Below are 17841 nucleotides of genomic sequence, written 5' to 3'. Positions count from 1 at the left end.
AAGACTCTGTTAATCATTTTAAAGTCCCCTTATTCTTATCCCCTGATTATTTATACAAACTATTAGTTTTCAAAAAAAAAGAGGATTTACTTTTTTCATATCGAAGATTAATTATTAGGAACTATTATCAGATAGACAGGAGGATACATACATGCGTAACCTAGAGATGCTGCTCATACCTGGACCGACACCTGTCGTAGATTCCATTTATGATGCACTGAGTCAAGAAACACGAGGTCATACTGACCCAAGATTTGTTACCATTTACAAAAATGCAATTGAGAAAACAAGAGAAATGCTTAAAACAGATGGAGAAGTATTTGTTATTTCCGGTTCTGGAACATTGGCAATGGAAATGGCCCTTGTAAATACTGTTACCGCAGATGAGAAACTTCTTGTTATTAGCCAGGGGTATTTCGGAGACAGGTTTATCCATTTAGGGAAGGCATTTGGCATACAGGTGGATGTTCTGCAATCAGAATGGGGCAAGCAGGTTGAGCCGTCCGAGGTTGAGGCGAAGCTAGCTAATGGAAATTATAAGGCAGTAAGTATTACCCATGCCGATACTTCTACAGGGGTGGCCGCTGATTTGGATGCGCTCGTACCAATCATTAAAAAACATGGTGCGTTAGTGATTCTCGACGGAGTCTGCGCAACGGCTGCAATGGAAGAAGATATGAGCAAGACTTATGGACAACCTGATTATAAAATTGATGTGGTATTAACCGGATCGCAAAAAGCTATTGGTGTGCCGCCAGGACTGGCTGTTGTTGCTTTCAACCAAACAGCGTTGGCAGCCCGGGAACAAATCGAACGGGTACCTGCTTATTATTGTGATATTTATAATTGGATTCCAATTATGAATGACCCGGGTAAGTATTTTGCCACACCACCGGTCAACCTGATTTACGCCTACGATGAAGGAATGAAATTGGTCCTTGCCGAAGGAATGGAGAAACGCTATCGCCGTCATCAACTCTATGGTAAAGCAGTAAGGACAGCCCTTGCTCAATACGGCATGAAGGCACTGGCAGAAGAGAAAGTCGCGGCTGCAACATTAAGCTGTATATTATATCCGGATGGATTAAACGACGCAGCTTTCCGTGCCGCGCTTGCAGAAAAAGGCGTAATTGTTGCCGGATCACTTGCCCATCTGGCAGGCAAAGCATTCCGCATCGGACATATGGGCAATACTACAGAGGAAATGCTAGAAAAAGCGGTTACTATAATTGGAGAAACGATGAATGAAATGGGATTTTCCGTCAATCCTGTTCAGGCAGTTCAAAGCCTGAAACAGTGCCTGACACCGCAAGAAGTTTAATACTCTAATTGAAAAAACTTGGAGCAAAATTGATATGCTCCAAGTTTTTATTTTATTATTAAGGTACAATATTCCCGGCTGCTTTATAGATTTCGTACCACTCTTCCCGCGTTAACTTAAGTTCGGAACCGGCGCATGCATCCTTCATCCGCTGCGGGTTTGTCGTGCCAAGGACGACCTGAATGTTGGCCGGATGACGAGTAATCCAAGCAACAGCAATAGCCGTGTTGGTTACACCATATTTTTCGGCTATCAAATCAATTGTTTTGTTTAACTCTTGATAACGCTCCGTATCCCCCAGAAAAACACCTTCAAAAAAGCCATGCTGGAATGGTGACCACGCCTGAATGGTCATCTCGTTTAAACGGGAATATTCCAAAATACTGCTATCACGATTAATACTTTGGTCGATATTCATATTCAGCGCAATCCCGGCATCAATCATTGGTGTATGAGCAATGCTTAACTGCAATTGGTTGATAATCAGTTTATATGGAATGTACTTTTGCAGCAGTTCAATTTGGGCCGGATTGTGGTTCGACACCCCAAAATATTTTACTTTGCCGCTATTATGTAGTTGCTGGAATGCTTCCGCGACTTCCTCAGGCTCCATTAACGGATCTGGTCGATGTAACAGTAAAATATCAAGATAATCCGTATTTAGCCGATTTAAAATCCCATCTACAGACCGGATAATATGCTCCTTTGAGAAATCAAAATAGCCCTCCGGTACGCGAATCCCGCATTTGCTTTGCAGTATCATGTTGTCACGGATACTTGGATTCATTCCAATTGCTTCAGAGAAAATTTCCTCACACTTTCCTCTCCCATAGATATCCGCATGGTCAAAGAAATTGATGCCTTCTTCCATTGCTGTGCGAATTAATTTTTTTGCTTCTGGGATGGCAAGCTGAGTTAAACGCATGTTGCCCATAATCATGTTTGAGACGTTTAAGTCACTGTTGGCGATCTTTATGTATTTCATTGCTGACCCTCCTTATTTAGATTTATTTTACGATCATATCCATTTTAACAGTATCTGCCGTTATATAAAACTTTTAACAGTAAAATCATAATCATAACAAATCCGATATAAGTCTTTGATTTCCTGTTTCGTTGGTACTCTTGGATTATTAGCCGGGCTGCCGCTATCAAGCGCATCTTGTGCCATCTTATCGATGGATGCTGTGAAATTAGCATGATTTATACCCCAGTCCTTAAGATTTGGAATTTTCAACTGTAGGCAAAGATTTTTTACAGATTCCACTGCCAGATTGGCCAGCGTTTCCTGCTTGACCATTAATTTTACATCAGTCACCGCATTTGTTATCACGGTGACGTCAGTTGCTTCCGAACCAGTCCCGGCCGTTGTCGGAATGGCAATATGGGGAATCGGCCACAATAAAGCCACCTTTCCTCCTGCTCCGGCGTAATCTCCTATCACACCGCCGTTCGACGCTATTACTGAGACCGCTTTGGCAGTATCAATGCAACTCCCGCCTCCAAGTGAAATCAAGATATCGCATTTCTCAGTTATAAAAAGGTCAAGTGCTTCGGTTACATACAGATCGGTTGGCTCAGTGTCTACCCCTAAATAAATTCTGGCAGTAATACCTTGGTGTGCCAGGCTATCAATACATCTCTTTACAAAACCAAGGGAGTCCATCACCTTATCCGAAATGATTAGGGCTTTCTCTCCTCTTGATTTGGCTTCTTCGCCGATTCTTTCAAATGCTCCTGTTCCGAAAACAATACTCTGTGGTGTTCTGAAATTGGTTATCCCTACGCTCATTAGAATCCCCTCCACACATTACATAAATAAATATCGCATACCCATATAATAGCTTAGGACAGGAAAAAAATTTGTGGGAATCTGTAGCTCTAATGGATTTTATAACGCATAAGGATTCATATTCTCTACAATTTTAGGGCAAATTGAATATAAATATAGCATTGCATCATACATAGGACTTTTGTATCTCACACACTCCTTGGAAGGAGAAAAAAATGTGTCTAACCCGATTGAAAAATTGCTTTGGAGCATTGCCCTTCCAGGATTTGGGCAATTTCTCAATAAAAAATACCTCAAAGGCCTTGTTTTTATTTTTTTGGAATTCCTTGTGAACTCTCAGGCTAATTTTAATTCAATCATTATGTTAAGTTTTCACTGGGAGATTGAAAAGGCGATTTCGCTTGCCAATTACCAGTGGCTGATGTTTTATCCATGTTTATATTTCTTTGCCATGTGGGATGCATTTAAGGATGCTGGCGGGGGCCGTGACAAGTATTCCTTCCTGCCATTTGTATTTGCGGCTTATTTTGTCACCGTTGGTTGTATCTATTCTTCTGATTTAAAGATTCTCGGCATCTTGTTTGGTCCTGTCTGGCTGCCGATGTTATCTGTAATACCTGGTTTGATCATAGGGCTTATTTTACGGGCGATTATGATAAAACTGAGTAGGAGGGTAATATAATCCACTAGCTCTAGCACCACTATACGTACGGTTTTGTTAACGGCGGTTCAATATTTTGAGTATCGTGACTCATAAAGTTGGGAATGTTTTTTTAGTCCTCACTTTGTGAGTTTTTTGTTTTCGTTTGATGTAGAAGCTTCATTTTTTAAAATTTGTAACACCACTTTATTGAATCAACAAAAGTTAACAAAAGATTCATTTGTTCTATCTTTAATGCCGGGAATTTTTTGTAAAATTATAGTTGGTACTTTTTAAATAAAGGATGGTGGAATTATGCTGAAGAAACCCCGGCAGGTGCCAAAGGAACTATTGATGTCAAGGTCGTTGAATGCAAGGAATGTTCTGTTAGAATCCGAATTATGGAGATTAGAAAAGGGCTTTGCGGGAGAGATTAAATTTGATTCCATGACTGATGGGATGCTCCAGAATAAATGCAACATCATAAACGGACTGTGGCTCAAGTCTGGCGATAGCATTTTTCAGATTGACAAGGTCATGACTTTCCAGAAAAAGATTTATCTCATTGATGTAAAAAACTACGAAGGCGACTACCAGTACGACCCTGATGGACGTTTAAGAAAAGCGGATAAAATCTTGAAAAACCCATTGAATCAATTACAACGTGCTGACGACTTATTCGGCCAACTACTCCAACAATATGGACTTCACTTTACGATTGAATCTTACTTGGTTTATATCAACCCCGAATTTACCTTATATGCTCCTAAAAATGAATCTATTATACTCCCGACACAAGTAAATCGTTTTTTAAAAAAGTTAAATACAGAATACTCAAAGCTAAACGACGGTCATGAGAAACTGGCAGATTTGTTAATGTCACTTGATTTAGTGGATTCTCCTTTTGCGACGTATCCTCCATATGACTTTGCGAGTTTGAAAAAGGGTAACAGCTGCGGAATGTGCCACAAGCTTTCAACTTTTGTGAATGGAAATAAGCTGGTTTGTCGAAATTGCGGAACAGAAGAGCTGGTAGACGCTGCTATTGTCCGGAATGTGCGGGAGTTAATGATGCTGTTTCCGGAGATTCGGATAACGACCAATGTTGTTTATGAGTGGTGTGGAGGAGTTGTGTTAAAAAGGACTATTAGAAGGGTCTTAATTCAAAATTTTAAATGTGTTGGGGAAAGGAACTATCGCTTTTATATGTAAACACTATTAAATAATTAGTAGTATCTATTTCAAGTACCCAGCTCTCATGACGTATTCAGCTAGGCGCGTCATGCACTGCTCTCATGACGCGTTTTGACTGATTTTCTTCTCAAACGCGTCATGCAACCTGCTCTCATTACGCGTTTCGACTGGTTTTCTTCTCAAACGCGTCATGCAACCTGCTCTCATGACGCGTTTCACCTGGTTTTCTTCTCAAACGCGTCATGCAACCTGCTCTCATGACGCGTTTCAACTGGTTTTCTTCCCAAACGCGTCATGCACACTGCTCTCATGACGCGTTTCACCTGGTTTTCTTCTCAAACGCGTCATGTACCCTGCTTTCTTGACGCGTTTCACCTGATTTTCTTCCCAAACTCGTCATGCAACCTGCTTTCTTGACGCGTTTTGAATGATTTTCTTCCCAAACGCGTCATGCACACTGCTCTCATAACGCGTTTCGACTGATTTTCTTCCCAAACGCGTCATGCAACCTGCTCTCATGACGCGTTTCACCTGGTTTTCTTCTCAAACGCGTCATGCACCCTGCTCTCATGACGCGTTTCAACTGGTTTTCTTCCCAAACGCGTCATGTACCCTGCTCTCATGACGCGTTTCACCTGGTTTTCTTCTCAAACGCGTCATGTACCCTGCTCTCATGACGCGTTTCAACTGGTTTTCTTCTCAAACGCGTCATGCAACCTGCTCTCATGACACGTTTTGACTGGTTTTCTTCTCAAACACGTCATGCAACCTGCTCTCATGACGCGTTTCACCTGGTTTTCTTCTCAAACGCGTCATGCAACCTGCTCTCAAGACGCGTTTCGACTGGTTTTCTTCTCAAACGCGTCATGCACACTGCTCTCATGACGCGTTTCAACTGGTTTTCTTCTCAAACGCGTCATGCAACCTGCTCTCATGACGCGTTTCAACTGGTTTTCTTCTCAAACGCGTCATGCAACCTGCTCTCATGACTCGTTTCACCTGGTTTTCTTCTCAAACGCGTCATGAACCCTGCTCTCATGACGCGTTTCACCTGGTTTTCTTCTCAAACACGTCATGCAACCTGCTCTCATGACGCGTTTCGCCTAATTTTCTTCTCAAATACGTCATGTAACCTCTCTTACTTGACGTTCAGCTGGTTTTCTTCTAGACAGTTATAAACATCAAGATATATCACTATTTTTTCTAAAGCGTTATAACCCAATCCCATTGTAGATAATCGAGTAGGTAGTGTCAAAAGTTCTATGAAAACTCCTTAAGGGGTTAGGTTCCTTTCCACATATTGGGTGCGTCGGCCCCGCAACCGCTCTTGACAAACACGCCAATGGTTTGAGATTCCTTTATCAAGGGCGACGGGGACAAAAAGAAGGCATGCCAAATAGCCCTTGGTATTTCCATTTTAAACCATTGGCAAGTTCGGTTTGTCAAGAGTTCGCTTCGCCGGTTGCTAGTGGGTTCAAGGGCTCTGCTAAACAAAAAGTTAGACTGTTTGTTCAATGATCCAATCTTGAGCTAAACCTATTAATTTAGTCCAGCGTGCAGGCATATTCGGTCGCAGTAAGAGCTCTGGATTAACCACTGGCACATTACCTTCTAACGCTGAGTGAGGCCGTAAAAAGTTAAAGTAAGCCACAAAAAGCGTCACAAACGAAACAGACCCATGTTCGGACCCAAACCCGTGTGTTGAGCGATAATTGCCCTTAAATGTGCGATTGAGTCTTTCAATCACTTGTTTGAGAGGCCTATACTCCTTTGATACAGGATCTTCATTGGTAAGCCCAATGACCTGAGTAATGTCAAAGTGAATATCATGCTGGGCGTAAAAGTGTTGGGCTAAGAGATATATCGGATTGCCGTCCACCACAAATGTAAGATCTTCCGGAATCTCTTTAAATTTCATTAGGACATCATCAATGGCACGGATTGCTGTCGCTGTATCTCGATTTGCTGACACTGGATAAGACAGAATGATCTTTTTTACCGCATCAAAGAAGAAGAACAAGTAATGCCAACGACCTTGAACCCTAATATAGGTTTCGTCCCCACAGAACTGATCAGAAAGCTCGTAGGGATAGTGGTCTACGTAAGGTTTAAGGATTAATGCAACTGCGTTCTCGTAATTTAAAATGCTTTGATGCGATATAGAAACACCATGGATATCTTTCATGAGTGCAGCTGTCTTCCGGGCCGAAAGGCCATAGTTAACGTGATAGGTTAAAATAAGCCCCAATGTATGTGGCGACACATAAAGCCTGGCCAAGTCAACCTTTGGTTTCTTAGGAGAAGCCTTTGACAATGGCTGAAAATCAATGTGGAACTGCCGGAAGATATATCTTAATTTAAAGGCTTGTGGATCCTTTTTAAACTGTTTCTTCTCTTTCGCAGACATGCCATTCAGTTTCTGCTGGTAGTAGGAACAGTCATTATTTTTACACTTGTACACGTCAAAGTCTTTTCGCTCTTTGACTTTCTCAAGGGTCCTAGAACAATGAGGACACTTCAAAATAGCCTCCTTCGAATAGCGATTTTTATCATTGAAAAGACAGGCACACACCTTACATTGAAACTGTCCTTTGCCTCCATTATTGGCATAAAGATAATCCGCTGGAGCACCACACTGCGGACATTTCATTGACTTGGGCACACATGCCTTTGTATTCGAACGCCTTTGAACAGGTTTTAGTTGTTTACCGTTCTTCTCCAGGTATTCGGTTAGGAGGCTTCGGTAATCAAGTTTCTGAATGGTTTCGATGATCGGAAGATCATCCACCTGGAGTTTACGATAAGGTTTATTTACAGGTTTTTCCTCAGGCTTTTCAAACATCCCCTTCCCAATAAGAAGGGTAAGTAATGTTCGAATTATTTGTTCTTGGTACTTAATAAAAGTTAATAAATAGGTTATAATTTGAGGGTACAACTTGTCACTTCCTTAATCTAGGTTGTTGGGTGTGTGGTAACCTCAATTATCCTTAGATTTCAGGGGGTGGCAATTTTTTTGCTTATAAAGCCCTCTATCTAGGTATTTTATAGCCTATTTCTTATAAAAGTTTTTACAATACGATCGAGTAGGAGGGGGTGACTAACCCCCGACCTCTCACACCACCGTACGTACCGTTCGGTATACGGCGGTTCTATTAAGATTGACGCAAAATTTCATAACGATTATATAGACTTCTAAGCCCTCGATGACTCCAATAAGAGTTATCGAGGGTTTTGTGTAATATTGGACTACATGCGACTCTCCAGTATTTCTTCCTGGTGTTGCCCCATTCATATGCTTTATATTCAGGGACACCAAAGCCAATTAGTTTCCTAACTCTGGTTTTGGATTTCTTCCACTGTTTCCATTCGCACATTCTGAGCCTTCTTCTAATCCATTCATCGAATTTTTTGAATTTACTTGGAGTGTCAGCTAAAGCGAAGTACCCGCACCATCCTGTTAGGTAACGGTTTAACATTTCAATCCTTATTTCAATTGGAAGAGGTTTTGACCGTGAGGTAATTTCACGAATCTTCGACTTAAAGCGCTTGATACTTTCTTTCGCAATTCGCACCTTCGGTTCTTTGTTCCAAGTAAAACTGAAACCAAGAAACTTCCGTTTCCATGGACGGTCTACTGCCGACTTATCCCTGTTTACCTTCAGCTTTAGTTTCTGCTCAATAAATGTCGTAACTGATTCCATGACACGTCGCCCTGCTTTTAATGACTTAACATAAATGTTGCAGTCATCTGCATATCGGACAAACTTATGCCCTCTGGCTTCTAATTCTTTATCTAATTTATCAAGAATTATGTTTGAAAGTAGAGGACTGAGAGGTCCTCCTTGCGGAGTACCTTCATCTGTTGATTGAACGACACCATTAAGCATTACACCTGACTGAAGATATTTCCGGATTAGTCTGAGAAGCATACGGTCTTCAGTTCTTTTAGCGAGTATAGCCATTAATTTGTCATGATTGACCTTGTCAAAGAACTTTTCTAAGTCCATATCAATTACCCAGCGTAACCCCTCCTTGATATATCCCTTTGCCTTTCTTATTGCACCATGAGCACTCCTATTAGGTCGGAAGCCATAACTATTTTCAGAAAAGGTTTGGTCATACATTGGGGTTAATATCTGGGCAATTGCCTGCTGAATGAAACGGTCTGTCACAGTAGGTATTCCTAAGAGCCTTACCCCTCCGCTTGGTTTCGGGATTTCGACACGGCGAACAGGGGAAGGTTGATAGTTACCTGTTCTCAAAGCTTCCCGAAGGGAATCCCAGTTTTCATAGAGATGTCGTCGTAGGGATTTTACGGACATTCCGTCTATGCCGTGACTTCCTTTGTTCTGCTCTACCCGCTTAAGGGCAGATAAGAGATTTTCTCGTGACAAGATTTGTTCCATTAACATGATGTTATTCCTTTCTACGTGAATGAAGTTTCTGTTTATGCCGATTCTTGCTCCACCCTCCTAGAGTCCCCAGCGGGTTCACCGCTTCCTCCTTTAGGTAAGTCCTTACGGATTGTCTGTGTTCAATGCAATCACCGAATGTGCAGATTTCATTCTTTCTTAACAGTTCAGTCCTTCCCATTCTTTCTCGAGGTAGAATGGTACTATGACTTCTGCTGACTTCTGATTGTTCAGCTATCCATTACTAAATAGGTTACCAAGTGTACTTGGCGTTACAATCAGACCTCCCCGGGTAAGAGTGCAATCTTTCCCTCCATCTATCTGCTTCATTTACTTTATACCACCTTCGGCAGTATGGACTTTGTCTTGTGTTGCAGACTCATCCAATGGTACATAGCCTTGTATGAAGTTCGTGTTCCTCAGACCGGAGGTTTGCCGCTCGCTTCCTTCAGATTCCGCGTCACCGCGGACACCCTTGCGTTAAGCTAACCACTACTACTGCCTTCGTGGCTCGGGACTTACACCCTATAGACTGCACCCATGCCGGGCGCACAACAAAAAACCTAACATCATAGATGTTAGGTTTTTTTATGACCTGTGAGGGGTTCGAACCCCCGACCTCAACCCTGTCAAGGTTGCGCTCTCCCAGCTGAGCTAACAGATCTCTTATTAAGCTACAAATATAATTATAGTTAGAAAACTAAAATAGTCAATAGCTTTTCTCAAAATTTTATCAACAAGCGCAAAAACAAAACGTATGTTCGAATTAATATTTGCATAAAGAACGAATGTTCGGTTATAATGATAGTGTAGAAAGGAGGGATTCATAATGGAAGGACTATTGGTACGCTCAATTGAGCAACATATGCCTTTAGAGATGATTTATCTAGCAGATAACCAGGAAATTACCCAGCGGACCCTTATTATTAAGGAAGTGACAGATGAATATATCAAGGCTTACTGCCTGCTTCGAAAACAAGTCCGCACCTTTAAACGCGATAATATTCTCTCAATTATGCCTGAAGCCCGCACCAAACATCGCTACCTTCACTAAACTTCTTCCCCCACTATCCCTTACTTTCGATACAAGTATTTCCACCCATGTTATGGTAAAATTCAAATTGTAATGAATGAAACACGGGGGGATTTTTCAAATATGGAATATCCAAAGGGCACAATGAAAGAACTCACGATCCACAGTAACGAACTCCAGGAAGAGATTCAACTGCTAGTTTACCTGCCTGCGAATTTTTCGCCGCTTTATAAATACTCGCTGCTGATTGCCCAAGATGGAAGCGATTACTTTCAACTGGGTAGGATTGGGCGGTTGGCAGACGAGTATTTATATAACAGAGAAATAGAAAATTTAATTATTATCGGGGTATCCTATAATAATGTCGAGGACCGTCACAGGAAATACCATCCCGACGGGGGCCAAAATCAACAATACATACGGTTTCTTGCCCATGAACTTGTACCCTATTTGGATAGGGAGTTTCCCACCTACCATATGGGGACAACAAGAGCATTAATTGGCGATTCACTTGCTGCTACTGTATCTTTCATGACAGCGCTGCAATATCCGCACACATTTGGGAAGGTCATTATGCAATCACCATATGTCGACAATCAGGTGCTGCAGAATGTCAGGGAATATACTGAACCCCTGCCGCTAGAGATTTACCATGTAATCGGACAGCAGGAAACCGAAGTGAAAACAACAGGTGGCAGGCTGATTGATTTCCTCGCGACAAATCGAAAGCTTTCAAACCTGCTCATCCAAAAGCCATTCTCCTATTTTTATGAAGAGTTTAATGGCAATCATACCTGGACCTACTGGCAGCCTGATTTAAGACGGGCCCTTCGTATGATGTTTTAGACAATAATTAGAATATTATTTTCTTATATTCCGAAAATTTGCTATAATATTTAGAAAGCTTTTTTACCCTATTTCCTCTTGTCGGAACGGCCTGACATTTGATAGAAAAAATAATTTTTTGGAGGTTTACCTATGAAATTTGGTGTTGTCATTTTCCCATCAAAAAAATTGCAGGATATTGCAAATTCTTACCGAAAACGCTATGACCCTCACTACGCCTTAATCTCTCCGCATCTTACTTTAAAAAATGCTTTCGAAGCAACCGAAGAGGAGGCAAAAGCAGTTGCGGATAAATTAAGGCAAATCGCCAGCAATTCAAGACCATTCACATTAACAGCTTCTAAAATCAGTTCATTTTACCCAGTTAATAATGTCATATATTTTAAAATAGACCCATCAAAAGAGCTTACTGACTTACATGCTGAAATTAATAAAGAATACAGCGAACAAAATCAAGAATATGCGTTTGTTCCGCATATTACGATTGGTCAAAAGCTGTCCAATGACGAGCACTCCGATGTATTCGGCTCCCTCAGAATGACCAAAATTAATTTTGAAGAGGTTGTGGACCGGTTTCACCTACTCTATCAATTAGAGAATGGGTCTTGGACCGTTTATGAAACATTTCGTCTAGGAAAGGAATAATTCTTGTGATTGTTAAAATTATTAATAACCCGAAACAACTTGAAGATGCTTATTCTGTTAGAAAATTCGTTTTTGTAGATGAACAAAACGTTCCTGTTGAGGAAGAAATCGATGAATACGAAGACGAAGCTACCCATTTCGTCCTTTATCAAGATGACGCCCCAATAGGTGCCGGCCGCTTCCGTGAGGTTGACGGCTATGGAAAGGTCGAGCGGATTTGTGTCCTAAAAGAGGCAAGAAAACTTGGTGCTGGGAAAGCCATTATGGAGAAAATTGAGGATTATGCGCACGAAAAAGGATTTCACAAGCTTAAGCTAAATGCACAGACACATGCAATACCATTTTATACCGGTCTTGGCTATGAAGTGGTTTCTGATGAATTCCTCGATGCCGGAATTCCCCATAAAACCATGATGAAGTCTATATAGTGATTAGGGCACTTGCTGTTATTACTTCAGCAAGTGTTTTTTATTTCCCCTTCCCCCTCTTCAATGGTTTTGCTATGATAGAACATGTCCGATTTTTTTAATAGGAGTATAAGTTACTATGAAAACTGCTTTATACCGCGAGCGCATCATCTCGCTACAACAATTAAGCCGGGATGAATATCAAAAAATTTACCTGGCCGGAAAAAACGGCAACTTACATTGTTCAGTCTGCCATAAAAACGTTCATCTCTTTCTTGGTATTCAGGGCGAAACGCCTTATTTCTTCCATCCTCATGCACCCAATCAATACTGTCCCGAGCCAACTGTTACTCCAGTTCAGAATCCTGACTTTATCGAACATAATGGATTTAATATCCCTAAAGGAAGGGCGATTACAGAATCAGCCAAGGCGGTTGAGGTTTTCAAACAGTCCAGGGCAGTTGGCACCTCTATTCCATTTATGCCAAAGGAGTATGCGGAAAAACAGAATCTTCCGGAATTTTTACAGGAGCTGGCAAATCACGGAATAGTTTTGGATGAAAATCAAGGTGATGCAGTAACGGAAACAAACGGTTCATTATTAGTACTTGCCGGAGCTGGCAGTGGAAAAACTCGAGTCCTTACTGCCCGCACAGCCTATATGCTTGAGGTCAAACAGATTGACCCACGCTCAATTATGCTCGTTACTTTTACCACAAAAGCGGCTGCTGAAATGAAGAACCGGCTCCTGTCCTATCCGAAAATGACGCGGGAACGAATTAATCAGCTCGTTACTGGAACGTTTCACAGCATTTTTTATAGAATTTTACTGTTCCATGAACCTGTCAATTGGTCTGCCGATAAATTGATTAAAAAGAATTGGCAGCGTGATAAAATCCTTAAGGATGCTGGTAAATTGCTGGATTTGTCGGAGAAAGAATTTGCCTATGATGTAGCACTGCAACAAATCGGCAATTGGAAAAATAATTTAATCATGCCAGAAGACGTGAAGCCGAATTCTGAATGGGAAAAGACCTGCGCCCAACTATATAAAAAATATGAAGAATATAAAACAAAAGCGGGATTGTTTGATTTTGATGATATGCTGATTGGCTGCTATCAACTGTTTTTAACAGCCCCTGAAATTCTTCAGTTTTATCGGGACCGTTTTCACTACTTTTTAATCGATGAATATCAGGATATTAATAAGGTTCAATATGAACTAATTAAACTATTGTCAGATAAACACAAAAATGTGTGTGCGGTTGGCGATGATGATCAGGCCATCTACTCCTTCCGGGGTAGTAATCCGGCATTTTTACTGGAATTTGAAAATGACTTTCCGGATTCCAAACTCGTTATATTATCAGAAAATTACCGTTCTTCACATGAAATTGTTAGTGCTGCCAATCAAATGATCGCAGCCAATAAAGTTCGCAGGACCAAGAAAATGGTTGCACAATATTCTACTGGCTTGCAGCCGTCCTTGTTTTTTCCTTATGATGAAGAAGAGGAAGCGACCATGATTGTTACCGATATCCAAGAGCAGATTGCTGCAGGGGCTAATCCAGCCGATTTTGCCATACTGTATAGAACCAACGCGGCCTCCCGTGCTGTATTTGAACGGTTGGCCAACTCAAATCTTCCGTTTAAAATCGACATGGCAACGGAAGCATTTTATGATCGATACATTGTTAAGTGTGCCTTGGCATTTTTGAAAATCAGCCTAAATGAAGAGGATTCGCAAAGCATTGCCGACATCCTGCCGTTATTATTTTTGAAGCAAGGTGTTTTAAAAGATATTAAGGCACTCAGCATCCTTCAGGATTGCAGCCTGCTGGAGGCAATAACCTGCCTGAAGACAACCCATTCTTTTCAAGAGAAAAAGTTAAAAAAGGCAGTCCCACTAATCCGCGGATTAAAAATGATGGCCCCTGCCGCAGCGATTGAAAAAATCGAAAAGGATATTGGGTTCCTTGATTTTCTAAAAAAGCGGGGCAATGAATCGAATAAACTGGAAAAAGGGTCAGATGATTTAAAGGATTTAAAAACAGCCGCTAAAAATTTTGAAACCATCGATGTACTTTTGGCTCATGCCGAACATATGTCGGCTATGAACAAGGAAATGAAAAACTTAAGCAAGCACTTTCGAGAGGCCATCACGCTTAGTACCATCCACGGAGCAAAAGGCCTGGAATACAAATGCGTTTATTTATTGGGAGGTGTTGATGGCAGCCTGCCGCATGACTTTGCTTTGGATGCCGCCCGCAATGGTGACTTTTCCGCTCTTGAGGAGGAACGGAGACTATTTTACGTTGCTATGACCAGGGCACAGGAACAGTTATTCATTTCTGTTCCGGAAAACAGAAGGGGCAAAAAGGCCCATCGTTCGAGATTTTTAACACCGCTGCTTAAAACCAAAAAGGCCAATTTCCATTAAGGAAAACGGCCTTTTGGCTTATTTTTTGTTGATCATATTGGAAATAGTATTGAAATCGAGACTTTTTCCATCTTTAACAATGGTGTTAACAATTTGATCTTCTAAATCCTTGCTTACCGGCTTATTGGCCAAATGGGACACTTTTTTAATAACGTTACGAACTGTTTTTTCGTCCTTAAAATTTGCATGCTGCAAGGAGTTGGCCAAATCAAAGATGTCCTTCATATTTACGCCCGTTTTCTTCTCTATATTTTTAAAGAAACCATTATCCATGTTCAAGATTCACACTCCTTCATAAACTACTTTATTGTATGAAGGAAGAGTGAAATGGTGAAAAAAACAGAAAAAGGCCGGCCAAAATTTTGACCAGCCCTTTCCTTAGCTTCTCTTACCGATTAATAGAAGCTTGCACCCACAATGATCAATAGAATGAATAGAACTACGATTAAAACGAAACTGCCGCCATATCCGAATCCACCGTAGCCGTAACCTCCGTATCCGAAGCACATAGAATCTTCACCTCTCTTTAGTAATCTCATTAATAACATATGAAATCACTAAAAAAAGTGTATAGGCATGAATAAGCTATTCACTCTTCCAGGAAAAAAATCAGCATTTATCCTTTTGGTTTAAAAAGTAACGAACCAATAAATCCAAAAATAATCGCTGCCGATACTCCTGAACTTGTTACCTGAAACATTCCGGTTAACACTCCTATCAACCCATGATTTCTGGCATCATCAAGCGCTCCGTGTACAAGGGAATTCCCAAAACTGGTAATCGGTATCGTTGCTCCTGCACCAGCAAAATCGACAAGCGGCTCATATAAACCAAACCCAGCTAGAATCGCACCGGCCACTACCAGCAAGCTTAAAGTATGCCCTGGGGTAAGCTTGACAACATCAAACAGCAGCTGGCCGATCACACAAATGAGCCCGCCAATCACAAATGCCCAAAAAAACATGGCCAACATAAGCATCCCTCCTTTATACATTCATCTCAATGGCAACAGCATGAGCAATACATGGAATTGTTTCTTTTTGCTGAAAGCTTAAAGGTGATAGCAAGGCACCTGTCGCCACGAGCAGTATTCGTTTGTAAGTACCCTTTTTCATTTCGTTAAGTAAATGTCCATAAAGAACTGTTGCTGAACAGGCAGCGCCGCTTGCCCCGGATTGGACCGGCTGATTATCTTTATAAATCAGGAGGCCGCAATCCTGAAATTGCCCTCGTTTAAGTTCGAGACCGCTTTTATTGATCAATTCAAAAGCCGTGTCATGACCCACTCTTCCTAAATCTCCAGTAACAATAAGGTCATAATGAGAAGGATCGAGTTGTAAATCCCGAAAATGACCAATAATCGTGTCAGCAGCGGCGGGCGCCATTGCCCCGCCCATATTAAATGGGTCGCTTAAGCCCATATCGATGACCTTGCCAATCGTTGCTGCCGTCGTTACAGGATAATTCATTCCCGGTTCATTTGGCTGAACAAGGGCAACACCAGCCCCGGTTACCGTCCATTGTGCCGTCGGAGGCTTTTGGCTGCCATATTCCGTTGGATAGCGAAATTGCTTTTCAACTGCTGCATTATGGCTTGAGGCACCCGTCAGGACATTTTTTGCACCTTGATAGTTAATTACAAACGATGCCAACGCCAATCCCTCCATCGAAGTGGAGCAGGCCCCAAACAGTCCGAAATAAGGAATCTGCATGGTTCTGGCCGCAAAACTGGTTGGCGTAATCTGGTTAATTAAATCACCGGCGAACAAAAACTGGATTTGTTCCTTTTCAAGCTTTGCCTTGTTCAAAGCTATTTTAATTGCTTCCTCCATCAAGATTCGATGCGCTTTTTCATAAGATTCCTGTCCCATCCAAAGATCTTCAAACAGGAGATCAAAATCATTTGCCAAGTTCCCATTCGCTTCAAACGGACCACCTGTAACCCCGGTTGCAGTAATCATTGGCCGGTTTGCAAACACCCATGATTGATGTCCTTTTAACAATTATAAAACCCCCCACATGGAAAGCAGCGTTTTGATAAGTGCTACCACGAAGGCGGCGAACACGCCGAAAAGAAGCACTGATCCTGCAAGTTTGAACATATTGCCGCCGACGCCGAGAACCATTCCCTCTGTCCTGTGTTCAATTGCCGCTGAGATCACAGCGTTGCCGAATCCGGTAACAGGAACTGCACTTCCTGCGCCACCAAATTGCCCCAGCCTGTCATATATTCCAAAACCAGTCAACAGCATGGACAGAAATACCATCGTTGCCACAGTAGGATTTCCGACATTTTGCTCGGTGAAATTAAAAAAGTAAATATAAAAATAACTGATGGCTTGGCCAACTGTACAGATCAACCCTCCAACAAAAAACGCCTTGATACAATTCTTCAAAACCGGACGTTTCTTTTCATGTTTTTGTTGCAGCTGCTGATAATTTTGCTGCTGGGGTGTCATGTTTTTTTGCTTGCTTGCCATCTCGATTCTCCCTTCTTTACTTCATATCTTCCGTCATTTCAACAATTTCATTGAATCGCTTTTCAGCATCCTTATCAGAATACTTCTTTGATGATTTCATCTTTTCATCAAGCCTGATTGCTTCCAAAAAAATCTTATAGTCACTCGATACCGTGAACTTTTCTTTTGGATGCTTCTTTTCGAGGGTTTTCGTTACTTCTTTTTCTATCTTCTTCATTTTAAATCTTTGTAAATGTTTTACTTTGTAAACGACAATAGTTCCTTCTTTTCCTTTTACTACGGCAACATCATATAGTTCCGGGAAAGAGCTTACCTCTTGCCTAATTTCCTCTACCCAAGCTGGGGTTTTCTTGCCATCCGTTACAACCGGTTTTGGATTTGTTGTCTTCACAAGCGCCAATTGACTATCCTTGGCCTGCTGGTCCTGATTGCAGCCTGCAAGGAGTAAAAGGCTGGCGATGATCAATACTCGATAGGAATTCAGCATAACGTTCCCTTCCCTTTACGATTAGATTCTCTACACAATAGTTTTTTCGAGTAGTTGATAAATTATGACTCTTGCTAAAAAAAAATTAAAAACTGCCAGCGTAACCAGCAGTTTTAAGGGCTTTTTATTTGTTTGTTTTTTTAC

The 17841-nt window shown here is 41.4% G+C and carries 18 protein-coding genes and 1 tRNA gene; 8 read left to right on the top strand and 11 right to left on the bottom strand.

Features of this window, described 5'->3' with window-relative positions; translation table 11 throughout:
* The first annotated feature begins 151 nt into the window (after positions 1-151).
* Positions 152-1321: a pyridoxal-phosphate-dependent aminotransferase family protein gene (locus ACZ43M_RS08825; RefSeq protein WP_464507033.1), complete on the top strand. Its 1170-nt coding sequence runs from the start codon at positions 152-154 to the stop codon at positions 1319-1321.
* A gap of 58 nt (positions 1322-1379) precedes the next feature.
* On the opposite strand, the gene ACZ43M_RS08820 is transcribed toward ACZ43M_RS08825, so the two are convergent.
* Complete coding sequence (locus tag ACZ43M_RS08820) at positions 1380-2306, bottom strand: aldo/keto reductase (RefSeq protein ID WP_464507032.1); 927 nt, start codon at positions 2304-2306, stop codon at positions 1380-1382.
* A gap of 60 nt (positions 2307-2366) precedes the next feature.
* Positions 2367-3113 carry an iron-containing alcohol dehydrogenase gene (locus tag ACZ43M_RS08815; RefSeq protein WP_464507031.1) on the bottom strand — a complete coding sequence of 249 codons (747 nt, stop codon included), beginning with the start codon at positions 3111-3113 and terminating at the stop codon, positions 2367-2369.
* A 217-nt stretch (positions 3114-3330) separates the two neighbouring features.
* On the opposite strand from ACZ43M_RS08815, the gene ACZ43M_RS08810 reads away from it, so the two are divergent.
* Both ACZ43M_RS08810 and ACZ43M_RS08805 read left to right on the top strand, forming a co-directional pair.
* Positions 3331-3795, top strand: a complete 465-nt coding sequence (locus ACZ43M_RS08810) for a hypothetical protein (protein ID WP_464507030.1) — start codon at positions 3331-3333, stop codon at positions 3793-3795.
* Positions 3796-4068: 273 nt separating this feature from the next.
* On the top strand, positions 4069-4965 hold the full coding sequence (locus ACZ43M_RS08805) for a nuclease-related domain-containing protein (RefSeq protein ID WP_464507029.1): 897 nt from the start codon (positions 4069-4071) through the stop codon (positions 4963-4965).
* Between the two features lie 1480 nt (positions 4966-6445).
* On the opposite strand, the gene ACZ43M_RS08800 is transcribed toward ACZ43M_RS08805, so the two are convergent.
* The 3 genes from ACZ43M_RS08800 to ACZ43M_RS08790 all read right to left on the bottom strand — a co-directional run bounded on the left by ACZ43M_RS08800 (position 6446) and on the right by ACZ43M_RS08790 (position 10023).
* The gene (locus ACZ43M_RS08800) at positions 6446-7882 is read right to left on the bottom strand and encodes an IS6 family transposase (protein ID WP_464503290.1); all 1437 of its coding nucleotides are present in this window, start codon (positions 7880-7882) and stop codon (positions 6446-6448) included.
* A 217-nt stretch (positions 7883-8099) separates the two neighbouring features.
* On the bottom strand, positions 8100-9359 hold the full coding sequence (gene ltrA, locus ACZ43M_RS08795) for a group II intron reverse transcriptase/maturase (protein ID WP_464507028.1): 1260 nt from the start codon (positions 9357-9359) through the stop codon (positions 8100-8102).
* 591 nt (positions 9360-9950) lie between these two features.
* Positions 9951-10023: transfer RNA gene (locus ACZ43M_RS08790), tRNA-Val, on the bottom strand.
* 165 nt (positions 10024-10188) lie between these two features.
* Between ACZ43M_RS08790 and ACZ43M_RS08785 the strand changes: the two genes are divergently transcribed.
* The 5 genes from ACZ43M_RS08785 to ACZ43M_RS08765 all read left to right on the top strand — a co-directional run bounded on the left by ACZ43M_RS08785 (position 10189) and on the right by ACZ43M_RS08765 (position 14730).
* Positions 10189-10413, top strand: a complete 225-nt coding sequence (locus ACZ43M_RS08785; RefSeq protein WP_464507027.1) for a hypothetical protein — start codon at positions 10189-10191, stop codon at positions 10411-10413.
* A 102-nt stretch (positions 10414-10515) separates the two neighbouring features.
* Positions 10516-11238: an alpha/beta hydrolase gene (locus tag ACZ43M_RS08780; RefSeq protein WP_464507025.1), complete on the top strand. Its 723-nt coding sequence runs from the start codon at positions 10516-10518 to the stop codon at positions 11236-11238.
* A 132-nt stretch (positions 11239-11370) separates the two neighbouring features.
* Positions 11371-11883 (top strand): YjcG family protein, encoded by a 513-nt coding sequence (locus ACZ43M_RS08775; RefSeq protein WP_464507024.1) that lies wholly within the window; start codon positions 11371-11373, stop codon positions 11881-11883.
* A gap of 5 nt (positions 11884-11888) precedes the next feature.
* Positions 11889-12311: a GNAT family N-acetyltransferase gene (locus ACZ43M_RS08770; RefSeq protein WP_464507023.1), complete on the top strand. Its 423-nt coding sequence runs from the start codon at positions 11889-11891 to the stop codon at positions 12309-12311.
* A 118-nt stretch (positions 12312-12429) separates the two neighbouring features.
* The gene (locus tag ACZ43M_RS08765) at positions 12430-14730 is read left to right on the top strand and encodes an ATP-dependent helicase (RefSeq protein ID WP_464507022.1); all 2301 of its coding nucleotides are present in this window, start codon (positions 12430-12432) and stop codon (positions 14728-14730) included.
* Positions 14731-14748: 18 nt separating this feature from the next.
* On the opposite strand, the gene spoVIF is transcribed toward ACZ43M_RS08765, so the two are convergent.
* The 6 genes from spoVIF to ACZ43M_RS08735 form a co-directional block, all read right to left on the bottom strand.
* Entirely contained in the window at positions 14749-15003 is a 255-nt protein-coding gene (spoVIF, locus tag ACZ43M_RS08760; protein WP_464507991.1) for a sporulation-specific transcription regulator SpoVIF, read from the bottom strand.
* Between the two features lie 122 nt (positions 15004-15125).
* Positions 15126-15239, bottom strand: a complete 114-nt coding sequence (locus tag ACZ43M_RS08755; RefSeq protein WP_464507021.1) for a YjcZ family sporulation protein — start codon at positions 15237-15239, stop codon at positions 15126-15128.
* A gap of 107 nt (positions 15240-15346) precedes the next feature.
* On the bottom strand, positions 15347-15703 hold the full coding sequence (spoVAE, locus tag ACZ43M_RS08750; RefSeq protein WP_464507020.1) for a stage V sporulation protein AE: 357 nt from the start codon (positions 15701-15703) through the stop codon (positions 15347-15349).
* Positions 15704-15716: 13 nt separating this feature from the next.
* Positions 15717-16733, bottom strand: a complete 1017-nt coding sequence (gene spoVAD / locus ACZ43M_RS08745; protein WP_464507019.1) for a stage V sporulation protein AD — start codon at positions 16731-16733, stop codon at positions 15717-15719.
* Positions 16734-17210 (bottom strand): stage V sporulation protein AC, encoded by a 477-nt coding sequence (gene spoVAC, locus ACZ43M_RS08740; RefSeq protein ID WP_464507018.1) that lies wholly within the window; start codon positions 17208-17210, stop codon positions 16734-16736.
* Between the two features lie 16 nt (positions 17211-17226).
* Entirely contained in the window at positions 17227-17697 is a 471-nt protein-coding gene (locus ACZ43M_RS08735; protein WP_464507017.1) for a sporulation protein, read from the bottom strand.
* Positions 17698-17841: the final 144 nt, after the last annotated feature.

The organism is Neobacillus sp. B24 (assembly GCF_055381825.1).
The sequence above is the reverse complement of the archived record's forward strand: the minus strand, read 5'-3'. Positions and strand labels throughout refer to the sequence as shown.

Bases quoted from the DNA above. Each gene is read 5' to 3' on its own strand.
- ACZ43M_RS08825 (WP_464507033.1), top strand. From the start codon at position 152: ATGCGTAACCTAGAGATGCTGCTCATACCTGGACCGACACCTGTCGTA.
- ACZ43M_RS08820 (WP_464507032.1), bottom strand. From the start codon at position 2,306: ATGAAATACATAAAGATCGCCAACAGTGACTTAAACGTCTCAAACATG.
- ACZ43M_RS08815 (WP_464507031.1), bottom strand. From the start codon at position 3,113: ATGAGCGTAGGGATAACCAATTTCAGAACACCACAGAGTATTGTTTTC.
- ACZ43M_RS08805 (WP_464507029.1), top strand. From the start codon at position 4,069: ATGCTGAAGAAACCCCGGCAGGTGCCAAAGGAACTATTGATGTCAAGG.
- ltrA (WP_464507028.1), bottom strand. From the start codon at position 9,359: ATGTTAATGGAACAAATCTTGTCACGAGAAAATCTCTTATCTGCCCTT.
- ACZ43M_RS08785 (WP_464507027.1), top strand. From the start codon at position 10,189: ATGGAAGGACTATTGGTACGCTCAATTGAGCAACATATGCCTTTAGAG.
- ACZ43M_RS08780 (WP_464507025.1), top strand. From the start codon at position 10,516: ATGGAATATCCAAAGGGCACAATGAAAGAACTCACGATCCACAGTAAC.
- ACZ43M_RS08775 (WP_464507024.1), top strand. From the start codon at position 11,371: ATGAAATTTGGTGTTGTCATTTTCCCATCAAAAAAATTGCAGGATATT.
- ACZ43M_RS08765 (WP_464507022.1), top strand. From the start codon at position 12,430: ATGAAAACTGCTTTATACCGCGAGCGCATCATCTCGCTACAACAATTA.
- spoVIF (WP_464507991.1), bottom strand. From the start codon at position 15,003: ATGGATAATGGTTTCTTTAAAAATATAGAGAAGAAAACGGGCGTAAAT.
- ACZ43M_RS08755 (WP_464507021.1), bottom strand. From the start codon at position 15,239: ATGTGCTTCGGATACGGAGGTTACGGCTACGGTGGATTCGGATATGGC.
- spoVAE (WP_464507020.1), bottom strand. From the start codon at position 15,703: ATGTTGGCCATGTTTTTTTGGGCATTTGTGATTGGCGGGCTCATTTGT.
- spoVAC (WP_464507018.1), bottom strand. From the start codon at position 17,210: ATGGCAAGCAAGCAAAAAAACATGACACCCCAGCAGCAAAATTATCAG.
- ACZ43M_RS08735 (WP_464507017.1), bottom strand. From the start codon at position 17,697: ATGCTGAATTCCTATCGAGTATTGATCATCGCCAGCCTTTTACTCCTT.